Raw genomic sequence first — 14,594 nt, forward strand, 5'->3', positions numbered from 1 at the left:
ACAGAGGTTGTGCGCGCCCCTACAAACCACCTGTCGCCTGGAATCCGACGCCAATCACGGTGAGCAACGACAACGGCAACAACAGCGTATCGAGCAACGCGCTGGCCGGCAGGTCCACGCCCGGGTGACTCGGCGCCTCGGCACCGAACCGATCCATCGCGCAACATCCACCATTCATTGCGTACAAATCCAGCCGCGTGCCGGCGTACACCACCGGTGCGCCGGGTTTGGCCGCATCCAGCGTGCGCACGGTGGCGCACCCGCCCAATTGCAGCGCCAGCACAATCACCAGCAGCTTATTCATCGCTGCTCAGGTGATGCTCGCCCCAGCGCGGCAGCATGTCTTGAGGAATGCCGAGCAGATTGAGGATCCGCGCCAAAACGAAGTCGATCAGATCATCGATGGTCTGCGGCTGATGATAGAAGCCCGGCGAGGCCGGCAGAATCGTCACACCCAGATTCGACAGCTTGAGCATGTGCTCCAGATGAATGCTCGAGTAAGGCGCCTCGCGCGGCACCAGAATCAACTGGCGGCGCTCTTTCAGGGTGACGTCAGCCGCGCGCTCGATCAGGTTGTTGCAGGCGCCGGTGGCAATCGCCGACAGCGTGCCGGTCGAACACGGCACCACCACCATGGCTGCCGGCGCGCCGGAGCCGGAGGCTACCGGCGACATCCAGTCTTCCTTGCCGTACACGCGAATCTGCCCGGCTGCGGCGCCGGTGTATTCGGTGAGAAACGCTTGCATCATCTGCGGTTTGTTCGGCAACGACACGTCGGTCTCGGTGGCCATCACCAATTGCGCAGCCTTGGAGATCAGGAAGTGCACTTCGCGATCCTCGCGCACCAGGCAATCGAGCAGGCGCAAACCGTACTGCGCGCCCGAGGCGCCGGTCATCGCCAGGGTGATGCGTTCCGGACCGCCGGCCTGGGAAAAAGTATTCATTGCAGCGCCTCGGCAAGCTTGCCGTGCAGGCCGCCGAAGCCGCCGTTGCTCATGATCACCACGTGAGTACCGGGCTGCGCCTGGCTCTTCACACGCTCGATGATGCCTTCCAGGGAATCGCTGACGATGGACGGCACGGTGCACAACGCTGCGGTGGCGCCGAGGTCCCAGCCGAGGTTGGCCGGGGCATACCAGATCACCTGATCGGCATCGACCACACTGTCCGGCAAACCGTCACGGTGGGCGCCGAGCTTCATCGAATTGGAGCGCGGCTCGATGATCGCAATCAGTGGCGCGTCGCCGATGCGTTTGCGCAGGCCGTCGAGGGTGGTAGCGATGGCGGTCGGGTGATGGGCAAAGTCGTCGTAAATGGTGATGCCGCGCACCTCGGCGACTTTCTCCATACGCCGTTTGACGTTCTTGAACGCGCTCAACCCGACGATGCCCATCGATGGCACCACGCCAACGTGACGCGCTGCGGCCAGAGCAGCCAAGGCGTTGGCAACGTTGTGTTGACCGGTCAACTCCCACTCGACTGTGCCCTGGGACACGCCTTCGAACATTACTTCGAACGCCGAGCCGTCCTCGCTCAGTAGTTTGACCTGCCACTGACCGCCGGCGCCGGTGGTTTGCACCGGGGTCCAGCAACCCATCTCGATCACGCGCTGCAACGCTGGCTCGGTGGTCGGGTGGATGACCAGACCTTCGCTCGGAATGGTGCGCACCAAGTGGTGGAACTGACGTTCGATGGCCGGCAGATCAGGGAAGATGTCGGCGTGATCGAACTCAAGGTTATTCAGGATCGCGGTGCGCGGACGGTAGTGGACGAACTTCGAGCGCTTGTCGAAGAAGGCGCTGTCGTATTCGTCAGCCTCGATCACAAAAAACGGCGTACCGCCCAGGCGCGCCGATACCGAGAAATTCTGCGGCACGCCGCCGATGAGGAAACCCGGGCTCATGCCGGCATGCTCCAGCACCCAGGCGAGCATGCTGCTGGTGGTGGTCTTGCCGTGCGTACCGGCCACGGCCAGCACCCAGCGCCCTTGCAGCACGTGGTCAGCCAGCCACTGGGGGCCGGAGACGTACGGCAGGCCTTTGTTCAGCACATATTCCACCGCCGGGTTGCCACGGGACATGGCATTACCGATCACCACCAGATCCGGCGCCGGATCGAGCTGTGCCGGGTCATAACCCTGCGTCAGCTGAATGCCCTGGGCCTCGAGCTGCGTGCTCATCGGTGGATAGACGTTGGCGTCGGAGCCGGTGACGTGATGGCCCAGCTCTTTGGCCAACACCGCCATCGAGCCCATGAAAGTCCCGCAGATACCCAGAATATGAATGTGCATAGTCGACCTCGTAAAACATGGCCGCAGGTTAGCGTAGGGAGGGGGAAATGGCACTCTTTAGCTGAAGTCTGCGCACGGGTAGGCCGCTACATCTCGGGTTCGTTTTTCGACCGCAGCCCCTCACCCCAGCCCTCTCCCAAGGGAGAGGGCTGGGGTGAGGGGCTGCGTTCAAATTGTGAGTTCGCCTCAATATTTCAGACTGGCGACTTACGCTCATTCAACGCGGTCGGTCCCCTCTCCCTTTGGGAGAGGGTTAGGGTGAGGGCCTTTAACTGACACGCCGCTCAATGCCGTGCTTGCGCAGCTTTCTATACAGAGTATTGCGACTGACCCCCAGTTGCTCTGCGGTACGAGTCATATGCCACCGCGCCTGCTCCAGCGCATTGAGCAATGCGAGACGCTCGGCATCGTCCAGTGGCTGGGCGGCAATCTGCGCCGACGCAGCCGCCGGCCGCGCCTGCCGAATCATCACCGGCAAATCCTCAACGCCGACCCGCCCGCCATCACACAACGCCGCCAGCGTACGCAGGACATTGCGCAACTGCCGCACATTGCCCGGCCAGTTGAATGCCAACAACGCCTGCCGCGCCGGTTCGTCGATCAGAATCGTTTCGCCGCCGGCCTCCTCGGCCAGGAGAAAATCCAATAACTGCGATTTATCACTGCGCTCGCGCAACGCCGGCAACGCCACTTCCAGCCCGTTCAAGCGGTAATACAGATCCTCGCGAAAGCTGCCGTCCTCGACCCGCTCGAGCAAATTGCGGTGCGTCGCACTGATGATGCGCACGTCCACCGCTTGCGGCTCGCCGCCAATCGGCACCACTTGCCGATCTTCCAGCACACGCAGCAAGCGCGTCTGCAACGCCAAGGGCATGTCGCCGATTTCGTCGAGGAACAAAGTGCCGCCATCGGCCTGTTGCAGCTTGCCGCGCATGCCGTCCTTGCGTGCGCCGGTGAAGCTGCCGCCGCGATAGCCGAACAGTTCGCTCTCGATCAGGCTTTCCGGAATGGCCGCGCAATTGAGGGCGACGAAGGCATTGCCGCAGCGCTGGCTGGCCTGGTGCACAGCCTTGGCGAACGCCTCCTTGCCCGAGCCGGTTTCGCCGTTGATCAACAGCGGCACGTCGCGCTCGAACACGCGCAGGGCTTTGCGAAATTCCGCCTGCAACGCTTCATCGCCGAGGCAGATGCCGGACAGGCGTGGCGCTGGAGTAGCGATTGGCGTTGGAACAATGGCTGTCGGCTTGCGCGATTCGCCGCGCAACACGGCAAACAGATGCCGGCCATCACGGGTGCGCAGCGGCCAACTGGCGCTGGCGTTGGCACTCGCGCGACCAAGCAGGTCATCCAGCGAACAATCGAAAAACGCTTCCACCGGTTTACCGAGCAAACCACCGCGAATATGCCCGAGCAGGTTCAGGGCGCTCTGGTTGACTGCGCTGATCCGCCCTTCGCCGTCAAACGCCAGCAGCCCTTCACTGAACAGGCCGACGGACTCGGCCTGCAGATGGAAACGCAGCAACCACTGATTGTCGAAACAGCGCAGGAAGTAGCAGCTCTCGATCATCTTCGCCGACAGATTGACCAGCGCCATGGTGTGGAACTGGCTCTGCCGCGAGACGTCCGGCCGCGCCGAAGACACATCAAGTACCGCCAGCAATTCACCGTGCGGATCGAACACCGGGCTCGCCGAACAGGTCAGCCCGGTGTGGCGGCCGCGAAAATGCTCGTCCTGGTGAATGGTCAGCGCCTGACGCTCCACCAGGCAGGTGCCGATGCCGTTGGTGCCTTCGCAGGCTTCGCTCCAGTCGGCGCCGAGCCAGAGCCCGGCGCGCTCGAAAATCTTGCGTTCGGCCGGCGCGGTGACGCAATTGAGGATCACCCCACGCGCATCGGTCAGCAGCACCGCATGGCCGGCGCCGGAGAGTTGCTGATGCAGGCTGCTCATCTCGGTGCCGGCAATTTGCAGCACTTGTTGCAGACGTTCGCGACTTTCCAGCACCCGGCCATGCTCGAGCACGGTCGGCGCCATGGTCACAGAAGGATCGAGGTGATAGTCCTCAAGGCAACGCAGCCACGAACGGGCGATCGATGGATCGGCGCCGGGGCCGTGCAGGTGCGGTTTGCCCTGGGTGACGGTGAGAACCTGGCGGGCATGGCGACTCAAATGGTTGTCGTGCATTTCTTATTGTTCTCCCCGGGGCGCGACGGCCCAAAGCATGAGGTGACGCCCAGCATCCTCCAGCGGCTCCGGCATTGCAATGCCGGCAAGACCGTCCGGTCACGGGCTGTGCCGCAAGCGGTACAAACTGTCACCCGCGCTGTACCGATACCGTCACAGCGCCACTCCATTCGTCCGAGACAAACCGGCCAAGCCCTTGATTTGCCTGCTCTGCGCGGCAGTGGCCCGAGCCTTGCTCTACGCTTATAGCAAGCGCACTTGCGCGTTTCTCTAATAAGTACAAAGCCAAGGAGAACATCATCATGCGTTACGCCCACCCCGGTACTGACGGCGCCAAAGTCTCGTTCAAGAGCAAGTACGGTAACTACATCGGCGGCGAATTCGTCGCGCCGGTCAAAGGTCAGTACTTCACCAATACCTCGCCAGTCAATGGCCAGCCAATTGCCGAATTCCCTCGCTCCACCGCCGAAGACATCGACAAGGCGCTGGACGCTGCCCACGCCGCTGCCGATGCGTGGGGCGCCACTTCCGTGCAGGCGCGCTCACTGATCCTGTTGAAAATCGCCGACCGCATCGAAGAAAACCTCGAACTGCTGGCGATCACCGAAACCTGGGACAACGGCAAAGCCATCCGCGAAACCCTCAACGCCGACATCCCCCTGGCCGCTGACCATTTCCGTTATTTCGCCGGTTGCCTGCGCGCTCAGGAAGGCAGCGCTGCGGAAATCGACGGCAACACCGTGGCTTACCACATTCATGAACCGCTGGGCGTGGTCGGCCAGATCATTCCGTGGAACTTCCCGCTGCTGATGGCCGCGTGGAAACTCGCGCCAGCACTGGCCGCCGGTAACTGCGTGGTACTCAAGCCTGCCGAGCAAACCCCGCTGGGCATCTGCGTGCTGATGGAACTGATCGGCGACCTGCTGCCGCCGGGCGTGCTCAACGTCGTGCAAGGCTTCGGTAAAAAGGCCGGCGAAGCCTTGGCGACCAGCAAGCGCATCGCCAAGATCGCCTTCACCGGCTCGACCCCGGTCGGCTCGCACATCATGAAATGCGCGGCGGAAAACATCATCCCATCCACCGTGGAACTGGGCGGCAAGTCGCCGAATATCTTCTTCGAAGACATCATGCAGGCCGAGCCGAGCTTCATCGAGAAAGCCGCCGAAGGTCTGGTGCTGGCGTTCTTCAACCAGGGCGAAGTGTGCACCTGCCCTTCCCGCGCACTGGTGCAGGAATCGATCTATGACGAATTCATGCAGGCAGTGATGAAGAAAGTCAGCCAGATCAAACGCGGCGACCCGCTGGACACCGACACCATGGTCGGCGCTCAGGCATCCGAGCAGCAATTCGACAAGATCCTCTCGTACCTGGAAATCGCCAAGGGCGAAGGCGCGGAACTGTTGACCGGCGGCAAGGTGGAAAAACTCGAGGGCAGCCTGGCCACTGGTTATTACATCCAGCCGACCCTGCTCAAGGGCACCAACAAGATGCGCGTGTTCCAGGAAGAAATCTTCGGCCCGGTAGTGAGCATCACCACTTTCAAGGACGAAGCCGAAGCCCTGGCGATTGCCAACGACACCGAGTTCGGCCTCGGCGCCGGCCTGTGGACCCGCGACATCAACCGCGCCTACCGCATGGGCCGGGCGATCAAGGCCGGTCGCGTATGGACCAACTGCTACCACCTGTACCCGGCGCATGCCGCGTTCGGCGGTTACAAGAAGTCCGGCGTCGGGCGTGAAACCCACAAAATGATGCTCGACCATTACCAACAGACCAAGAACCTGCTGGTGAGCTACGACATCAATCCGTTGGGATTCTTCTGATCTTGCGATGCTGATCGTTCCCACGCGCAGCAAAGGAATGCCTCAACGGACGCTCCGCGTTCGGTTTCGAAGGGACGCCGAGCGTCCCGGGCTGCATTCCCACGCAGAGCGTGGGAACGATCAGGTTCCTGGCTGTAGCCGGGCCAATAAAACAATAAAAATGGTGAACCCTATGCCAAGCGAATCCCCGGCCGGCGCTCCGGCGACCGGCTCCTCCGTCGACTTCGAAAAAGTCGGCACCGATTATTTCCAACAACGCGAACTGAAAAAAGGCGCCGCCGGCTGGGTCCTGCTGGTCGGCCTCGGCGTCGCCTATGTGATTTCCGGAGATTACGCCGGCTGGAACTTCGGCCTCGCCCAAGGTGGCTGGGGCGGCATGTTTCTGGCCACGCTGCTAATGGCGACCATGTACCTGTGCATGTGCTTTTCCCTGGCCGAACTGTCCTCAATGATCCCCACCGCCGGCGGAGGCTACGGATTCGCCCGCAGTGCTTTCGGACCGTGGGGCGGGTTCCTCACCGGCACCGCGATCCTCATCGAATACGCCATCGCCCCCGCTGCCATCGCAGTCTTCATCGGTGCCTATTGCGAGTCGCTGTTCGGCATTGGCGGCTGGATGATCTATCTGGCGTTCTACATCATCTTCATCGCCATCCACATTTTCGGGGTCGGCGAAGCGCTCAAGCTGATGTTCATCATTACCGCCGTCGCCGCCCTGGCGTTGGGGGTGTTTCTGGTGGCGATGGTGCCGCACTTCGACGTCGCCAACCTGCTCGACATCCCGGTGACCACTGCGGTCGGCGCCAGTCCGTTTCTGCCGTTCGGCTATGTCGGCGTATGGGCGGCGATTCCCTATGCGATCTGGTTTTTCCTTGCCGTTGAAGGCGTGCCGCTGGCCGCCGAAGAAACCAAAAACCCCAAGCGAGACCTGCCGCGCGGGCTGATCGGGGCGATGCTGGTGCTGCTGATGTTCGCCCTGCTGATCCTGATCGTCGGTCCCGGCGGCGCTGGTGCGAATTCGCTGCTGACCTCGGGTAATCCACTGGTCGAAGCACTGAGCAAGGCCTACGGTGGCTCGACCTGGATGGGCAGCTTCGTCAATCTCGTCGGTCTGGCCGGACTGATCGCCAGCTTCTTCTCGATCATCTACGCCTACTCGCGGCAGATCTTCGCGCTGTCGCGGGCCGGTTACCTGCCGCGCAAACTGTCGCAGACCAACAAAAGCAAGGCGCCGGTGCTGGCCCTGGTGATTCCCGGCATCATCGGCTTCGGTCTGTCGCTGACCGGCCAGGGCGACCTGCTGATTCTGGTCGCGGTGTTCGGCGCTACCATTTCCTATGTGCTGATGATGGCCGCGCACATCACCCTGCGCATCCGTCGCCCCAAAATGGACCGGCCGTACCGCACGCCGGGTGGCATTTTCACCTCGGGTGTGGCGCTGGTATTGGCGTGCATCGCCGTGGTGGCGGGCTTCCTCGTCGATCCACGGGTGGTGATCGGCGCGGCGATCATCTATGGAGTGTTAATTGCTTACTTTGCTTTCTACAGTCGGCATCACTTGGTAGCGGGCACGCCGGAAGAAGAATTCGCGGCGATTCAAAAAGCTGAACAAGCCTTGCACTGATTGTCGAAAACCACGGCGCAGACGCATTCTGCGCCGTCACGGAGAACGCTGAATGGCCAGTTTTGCTCACACGGTCGGCGCGCAGACTTACCGCTTCGACAGCCTCAAAGACGTCATGGCCAAGGCCAGCCCCGCCCGCTCGGGGGATTTTCTCGCCGAGATCGCCGCGCTCAACGACGGCGAACGGGTGGCCGCGCAAATGGCCCTGGCGGACATCCCGCTCACCCACTTCCTGCAAGAAGCGCTGATTCCCTACGAAGCCGATGAAGTCACTCGACTGATCATCGACACCCACGACAAACCAGCCTTCGCCGTGGTCAGCCACCTCACCGTTGGCGGCTTTCGCGACTGGCTGCTCAGTGATGCGGCGGACGAAACCAGCCTGCGCGCCCTCGCCCCTGGCCTTACCCCGGAAATGGTCGCCGCCGTGTCGAAAATCATGCGCGTGCAGGATCTGGTGCTGGTCGCGCAGAAAATCCGCGTGGTCACCCAATTTCGCGGCACCCTCGGTTTACGCGGGCGCCTGTCGACCCGCCTGCAACCCAACCACCCGACCGACGAGCCGTCCGGCATCGCCGCGAGCATTCTCGACGGCCTGCTCTACGGCAACGGCGATGCAATGATCGGGGTCAACCCGGCCACCGACAGCATCGCTTCGATCTGCGCGATGCTGGAAATGCTCGACGCGATCATCCAGCGCTATGACATCCCGACCCAGGCCTGCGTGCTGACCCACGTCACCACTTCGATCGAGGCGATCAACCGTGGCGTGCCGCTGGATCTGGTGTTCCAGTCGATTGCCGGCACTGAGGCAGCCAATGCCAGTTTCGGCATCAACCTCAATGTCTTGCAGGAAGGCTACGACGCCGGGCTCAGTCTCAAGCGCGGCACCCTCGGGCAGAACCTGATGTATTTCGAAACCGGTCAGGGCAGCGCGCTGTCGGCCAACGCCCACCACGGCGTCGATCAACAGACTTGCGAGACAAGGGCCTACGCCGTGGCGCGACATTTCAAGCCGTTCCTGGTGAACACCGTCGTAGGATTTATCGGCCCGGAGTACCTGTACAACGGCAAGCAGATCATCCGCGCCGGCCTTGAAGATCACTTCTGCGGCAAGTTGCTCGGCGTGCCGATGGGCTGCGACATCTGCTACACCAACCACGCCGAAGCCGACCAGGACGACATGGATACCCTGCTGACGTTGCTCGGCGTCGCCGGGATCAATTTCATCATGGGCATCCCCGGCTCCGACGACATCATGCTCAATTACCAGACCACTTCGTTTCACGACGCCTTGTACGCCCGCCAGACCCTGGGCCTGAAACCGGCGCCGGAGTTCGAGCAATGGCTGGCCAACATGGGCATCTTCACCCAGGCGGACGGCAAGGTTCGCTTCGGCAACAACCTGCCGCCGGCTTTCCGCCAGGCCTTGGCGCACTTGGGATGACTCTTATGGAAAAACCTCCGGTCGATCCGCAAAACCCGTGGCTGGAACTGCGCCGCCTGACCCCGGCGCGCATTGCCCTGGGCCGCACCGGCACCAGTCTGCCGACGCGGGCGCAGCTGGATTTCCAGTTTGCCCACGCCCAGGCCCGCGATGCCGTGCACCTGGCCTTCGATCACAGCGAAATCAGCGCACAACTGAGCGAGCGCGGGCGGGAAACCCTGGCGCTGCAAAGCGCCGCGCCGGACCGACACACCTATCTGCCACGCCCGGACCCGGCGCGCAAGCTCAGCGATGAATCGGCGCAGACCTTGCGCGACTACGCCAGCCAACATCCGGGCGGCGTCGATCTGGTGATGGTCGTCGCTGATGGCCTGTCGGCGCTGGCGGTGCACCGCCACACCCTGCCGTTCCTGACGCGCCTGGAAGAACAGATGAGCGGCGACGGCTGGTCCGTGGCGCCGGTGGTGCTGGTCGAGCAGGGCCGCGTCGCCATCGGTGACGAGATCGGCCAACTGCTCGGGGCGAAAATGGTGGTGATGCTGATCGGCGAGCGCCCGGGCCTGAGTTCGCCGGACAGCCTCGGGCTGTATTTCACCTACGCGCCGAAGGTCGGCCTCACCGACGCCTATCGCAATTGCATTTCCAATGTCCGGCTTGAAGGTTTGAGCTACGGCATGGCGGCGCATCGCTTGCTGTATCTGATGCGCGAGGCCTGTCGGCGGCAGCTGTCGGGGGTCAATCTGAAGGATGAAGCTCAGTTGCACACATTGGAGGCGGACGACGCTGTCGACATGAAAGGCAATTTCCTGCTCGATCCACCGCCAGCCTGAACCGTTTCCGCATTGCCTTTCTGCGCTGCTTTCAGGCAGGATCGACGCACGGCCGCCCGGGTTTCCCATCGCCGTCAGAGCAGTTGAAGACAGCCACTTGAAGACGAGACCTATCATGCGGATTATTCAAGCGACCCTCGAACATCTGGATTTGCTGACTCCTTTGTTCGTCAAATATCGCGAGTTCTACGGCTCCCTGCCTTACCCGGATTCCTCCCGCGCGTTCCTCGAAAAACGCCTGCGCCGCAAAGAGTCGGTGATCTATCTGGCCCTGGCCGACGATGACGACAAGAAACTCATGGGCTTCTGCCAGCTCTATCCGAGCTTTTCGTCGCTGTCGCTCAAACGCGTGTGGATTCTCAACGATATCTACGTTGCCGAAGATGCGCGCCGGCAACTGGTCGCCGACAACCTGATCCGCACTGCGAAGAAAATGGCCAAGGAAACCCAGGCCGTGCGCATGCGCGTATCGACCAGCGCAAACAACGAAGTGGCGCAGAAAACCTACGAATCAATCGGCTTCAAGGAAGACACCGAGTTCAAGAACTACGTACTGCCAATCAGCGACGAGCTCTGACTCCAAGCTTCAGTGATGAGGGAGTTCGCTCCCTCGCCACGGCCACCCCTTCCCTGACAATTGCTCACTTCGCGACACTCCCCGCTACAAAACCGGCGCGCTTTTCAGCGGTCAGACCGTATAATCCCGATCTTTCCGGCTTGTAAGAAAAACTACACCCCGCTGTAGGCTTACACGAAGTCATCCGCACAGGCCTGCCGAGTCGGGCCGTCATACAGGTGCCCCCATGGATTTCAACCCGCTCGACCTTATCCTGCATCTCGATGTGTATCTCGATTTGCTGGTGAACAACTATGGGCCATGGATCTACGCCATCCTGTTTCTGGTGATCTTCTGTGAAACCGGTCTGGTGGTGATGCCGTTCCTGCCGGGCGACTCGCTGCTGTTCATCGCTGGCGCAGTGGCGGCCGGCGGCGGCATGGATCCGGTGCTGCTCGGCGGCCTGCTGATGCTGGCGGCGATCATGGGCGACAGTACCAACTACGTGATCGGACGCACGGCCGGGGAGAAGCTGTTCAGCAACCCGAACTCGAAAATCTTCCGTCGCGACTACCTGCAAAAAACCCACGATTTCTACGACAAGCACGGCGGCAAGACCGTGACCATGGCGCGTTTCCTGCCGATCATCCGCACCTTCGCGCCGTTCGTCGCCGGTGTTGCGCGGATGCCGTACCCGCGTTTCTTCGGCTTCAGCGTGCTCGGCACCATCCTCTGGGTCGGCGGTCTGGTCACTCTGGGTTACTTCTTCGGCAACGTGCCGTTCATCAAGAAAAACCTCTCGCTGCTGGTGGTGGCAATCATCCTGCTGTCGCTGGTGCCGATGATCATCGGCGTGGTGCGCAGCCGGTTCGGCGGCACCAAAGTGCAATCGCACTGATCCGATGTGGTCACTGAGCGCCTGGCGACGCCGGCGCCTCCTGGCCAGGCACCCGATTGCCGACGACCTGTGGCAACGGGTGCGCCATCAACTCTCCTTCCTCGATGGCATCAGCGCTGCTGAAGACCAGTGGTTGCGCGAAGCCTGTGTGCTGTTTCTCGACGACAAACACCTGACCGCCCTGCCCGGCGTCGAACTGCATCAGGAACAGCGCCTGCTGCTCGCCGCCCAAGCGCAGTTGCCGTTGCTGCATCTCGGCGATCTGAACTGGTACCAGGGTTTCCACGAGATCGTGCTGTACCCGGATGACTTCCTCAGCCCGCAACGTCATCGCGATGCCAGCGGCGTCGAGCATGAGTGGGACGGCGAACACAGCGGCGAAGCCTGGCAACAGGGGCCGGTGATTCTCGCCTGGCCCGGCGTACAGGCCAGCGGTGGCTGGGAAGGCTACAACCTGGTCATCCACGAACTGGCGCACAAGCTCGATATGCTCAACGGCGACGCCAACGGCCTGCCGCCACTGCACACCGACATGCGGGTCAGCGACTGGGCTGAAGTGATGCAGGCCGCCTACGACGACCTCAACCGCCAGCTCGACCACGATCCAGACGCCGAAACCGCCATTGATCCCTACGCCGCCGAGAACCCGGCGGAGTTCTTCGCCGTCACCAGCGAATACTTCTTCAGCGCCCCGGATCTGCTCCACGAGGCTTATCCACAGGTCTACTTGCAACTGCAGTTTTTCTACCGGCAGGATCCGTTGGGCAGACTGCGGCAACTTCAGGCCACAGACCCGGTCTATCAGGCGCACGAGTAAGCTCTGCACGACTTCTGGTACGTGGCGTCGGCGTAGGAATGTGCCTATAATCGCCGCCACTTTTTGGTCAATCCGGCCAAGTGTTTTTGGTCAACTACGGGGGCAACGCCCAATGAGCTACAGCAAGATTCCGGCTGGCAAAGACCTGCCGAACGACATCTACGTCGCGATCGAGATCCCGGCCAACCACGCGCCGATCAAATACGAAATCGACAAAGACAGCGATTGCCTGTTCGTTGACCGTTTCATGGCCACCCCAATGTTCTACCCGGCCAACTACGGTTACATCCCGAACACCCTGGCTGACGACGGTGATCCCCTCGACGTGCTGGTCGTTACCCCTTACCCGGTAGCGCCAGGCTCGGTAATCCGCGCCCGTCCGGTCGGCATCCTGAACATGACCGACGACGGCGGCGGCGATGCCAAAGTCATCGCCGTGCCACACGACAAGCTGTCGCAGCTGTACGTCGACGTGAAGGAATACACCGATCTGCCACCCCTGCTGATCCAGCAGATCGAGCACTTCTTCGCGAACTACAAGGATCTCGAGAAGGGCAAGTGGGTCAAGATCGAAGGCTGGGCCGGCGCAGACGCCGCCCGCGAAGCGATCACCAAGTCGGTTGCCGCCTACAAGGGCTAAGCCATTGCGCTTTGCGTGACGCTTGAAAAAAACCCCGGATTTCCGGGGTTTTTTGTTATTGGCGTCTGCATAATCGACTCGGTTGTTATGGTCGATGTAACTCGAAATATACCTTGGTTGGCCCCCTCTCCCTCCGGGAGAGGGTTGGGGTGAGGGGCTCTTGAAAAAGCCCGACTAAACAAACCGTTTAAATTCCTACATGCAGTTTTAATCTGTTTAATTTCCCACAAGTACGTCTTACATCCCGTCGCAAAATACAGGCTTTTTTTGAACGCCCGGTTTATTCAAACCGCTCTAGTCCGGCCGTAGACTCCGTGTTTATGAGAAAGAACACTAGCGGTCCACGATTCAAGGCACTCCTGGAAGCAGCGAACATCAGCACCACGGATTTCGCAAGGTTCTGGGGCACGGAAGCCCAAAACGTTCATAACTGGTACACCCGGGGCGTCCCGGCGTATCGCATGGAAGAAGTCTCACGCCTGTTGTCGGTCAATAGTGAATGGCTGAAAACCGGGGAAGGCGTCAAGGAGGTCGCGCGCCTGCACCCACCCGCCAGCAATGGCGACACGTTCGATGCCCAGTCCATCTGCGGCGTCTACACCGTCATCAACCCCAGCGACATCGACCTGGCATTTTTCAAGGAAACCCCGATCGCCAACGGCGACGGTAAAACCCACGTCATCCTCGACCCCGACCAGTCCCTGCGCCTGCCCCGCGCCCACCTCGATCAACTCGACATCCAGCACGCCAACGCCATCTGCGCGCACATGATCGGCAATAGCATGGCCGATCGCATCGAAGACGGTTCCATCGTCGCCATCGACCGCGGCCTGACCCAGGTCGTCGACGGCGAAATCTACGCCGTAGAGCACGACGGCATGCTGCGCATCAAATACCTGCACCGCATGCCCGGCAACGGCCTGCGCATGCGCAGCCACAACAGCGCCGAATACCCCGACGAGGTTTTCCGGCCCGCGCAGATCGAAGAGCAGCGGATTCACATTCTTGGCTGGGTATTCTGGTGGTCGACACTGGGCAAGCGCCGGCCGGTGGTGCCGTTTCTATGACATTTCACTCGAACCTGTGGGAGCGAGCCTGCTCGCGAAGAGGGCCCTGATAACCGCTGTAAATCCAGGATTTGTACCGCTTCAGTCGCTCTAAACCGCACTCGAGGCTGGGAATCCAGAGCAAAACTCAGTATCCTGCGCCCCACATTCGCGCATCGACCCGCCCAGCGGCTCGGATGACGCCCGACGCGGCAGACCAACGTCTGACCAAGTCCCACAGCCGGACGCAGATCCGGATGTACGTTTTGAAGGCTGGCGCGGTTTACCAAAAATAAACCAAGCCAGTCCCCGAGAAGCCGGCCACAAGCCGGCTTTTTAATGCCTGCAAAAAGGCTACGCCTACCGTCCGGAACTTAAATTCTCACTTGTCGAGAACGCGATCCCCTTGTTACCGTAACGACAACCGTCATTACAGGTATC

General features: G+C 61.4%; 13 protein-coding genes. 9 read left to right on the forward strand and 4 right to left on the reverse strand.

Annotated elements, in window-relative coordinates; genetic code table 11:
• Positions 1–19: 19 nt before the first annotated feature.
• From OC605_RS04630 to OC605_RS04645, 4 genes are all read right to left on the reverse strand, one after another.
• Positions 20–304 carry a YceK/YidQ family lipoprotein gene (locus OC605_RS04630; protein ID WP_262136406.1) on the reverse strand — a complete coding sequence of 95 codons (285 nt, stop codon included), beginning with the start codon at positions 302–304 and terminating at the stop codon, positions 20–22.
• Positions 297–944, reverse strand: coding sequence for a flavin prenyltransferase UbiX (gene ubiX, locus OC605_RS04635; RefSeq protein ID WP_262136407.1), 648 nt, complete (start codon positions 942–944; stop codon positions 297–299). The genes OC605_RS04630 and ubiX overlap by 8 nt, the downstream gene beginning before the upstream one ends.
• Positions 941–2,290, reverse strand: coding sequence for a UDP-N-acetylmuramate:L-alanyl-gamma-D-glutamyl-meso-diaminopimelate ligase (mpl, locus tag OC605_RS04640; protein ID WP_262136408.1), 1,350 nt, complete (start codon positions 2,288–2,290; stop codon positions 941–943). Before mpl ends, ubiX begins: the two co-directional genes overlap by 4 nt.
• A gap of 268 nt (positions 2,291–2,558) precedes the next feature.
• Positions 2,559–4,472, reverse strand: a complete 1,914-nt coding sequence (locus tag OC605_RS04645) for a sigma-54-dependent Fis family transcriptional regulator (RefSeq protein WP_262136409.1) — start codon at positions 4,470–4,472, stop codon at positions 2,559–2,561.
• 302 nt (positions 4,473–4,774) lie between these two features.
• Here OC605_RS04645 and OC605_RS04650 point away from each other — a divergent pair, with 302 nt between their 5' ends.
• From OC605_RS04650 to OC605_RS04690, 9 genes are all read left to right on the forward strand, one after another.
• On the forward strand, positions 4,775–6,295 hold the full coding sequence (locus tag OC605_RS04650; RefSeq protein ID WP_262136410.1) for an aldehyde dehydrogenase family protein: 1,521 nt from the start codon (positions 4,775–4,777) through the stop codon (positions 6,293–6,295).
• A gap of 172 nt (positions 6,296–6,467) precedes the next feature.
• A complete protein-coding gene (eat, locus tag OC605_RS04655; RefSeq protein ID WP_024014466.1) occupies positions 6,468–7,919 on the forward strand; it encodes an ethanolamine permease in 1,452 nt (483 codons plus the stop codon).
• A 52-nt stretch (positions 7,920–7,971) separates the two neighbouring features.
• On the forward strand, positions 7,972–9,366 hold the full coding sequence (locus OC605_RS04660) for an ethanolamine ammonia-lyase subunit EutB (RefSeq protein ID WP_258603800.1): 1,395 nt from the start codon (positions 7,972–7,974) through the stop codon (positions 9,364–9,366).
• Positions 9,367–9,371: 5 nt separating this feature from the next.
• The gene (eutC, locus tag OC605_RS04665) at positions 9,372–10,196 is read left to right on the forward strand and encodes an ethanolamine ammonia-lyase subunit EutC (protein ID WP_262136411.1); all 825 of its coding nucleotides are present in this window, start codon (positions 9,372–9,374) and stop codon (positions 10,194–10,196) included.
• Positions 10,197–10,311: 115 nt separating this feature from the next.
• Positions 10,312–10,773, forward strand: coding sequence for a GNAT family N-acetyltransferase (locus OC605_RS04670; RefSeq protein WP_016773002.1), 462 nt, complete (start codon positions 10,312–10,314; stop codon positions 10,771–10,773).
• 226 nt (positions 10,774–10,999) lie between these two features.
• The gene (locus OC605_RS04675; RefSeq protein ID WP_016773001.1) at positions 11,000–11,650 is read left to right on the forward strand and encodes a DedA family protein; all 651 of its coding nucleotides are present in this window, start codon (positions 11,000–11,002) and stop codon (positions 11,648–11,650) included.
• 4 nt (positions 11,651–11,654) lie between these two features.
• The gene (locus tag OC605_RS04680; protein ID WP_262136412.1) at positions 11,655–12,467 is read left to right on the forward strand and encodes a zinc-dependent peptidase; all 813 of its coding nucleotides are present in this window, start codon (positions 11,655–11,657) and stop codon (positions 12,465–12,467) included.
• 112 nt (positions 12,468–12,579) lie between these two features.
• The gene (gene ppa, locus OC605_RS04685; protein ID WP_003205933.1) at positions 12,580–13,107 is read left to right on the forward strand and encodes an inorganic diphosphatase; all 528 of its coding nucleotides are present in this window, start codon (positions 12,580–12,582) and stop codon (positions 13,105–13,107) included.
• 320 nt (positions 13,108–13,427) lie between these two features.
• Complete coding sequence (locus OC605_RS04690) at positions 13,428–14,174, forward strand: helix-turn-helix transcriptional regulator (RefSeq protein WP_073475694.1); 747 nt, start codon at positions 13,428–13,430, stop codon at positions 14,172–14,174.
• Positions 14,175–14,594 lie beyond the last annotated feature (420 nt).

Origin of the sequence: Pseudomonas sp. Marseille-Q5117, from assembly GCF_946901175.1 — a bacterium.
In the GTDB taxonomy this organism is placed as follows: Bacteria; Pseudomonadota; Gammaproteobacteria; order Pseudomonadales; family Pseudomonadaceae; genus Aquipseudomonas; species Aquipseudomonas iranensis.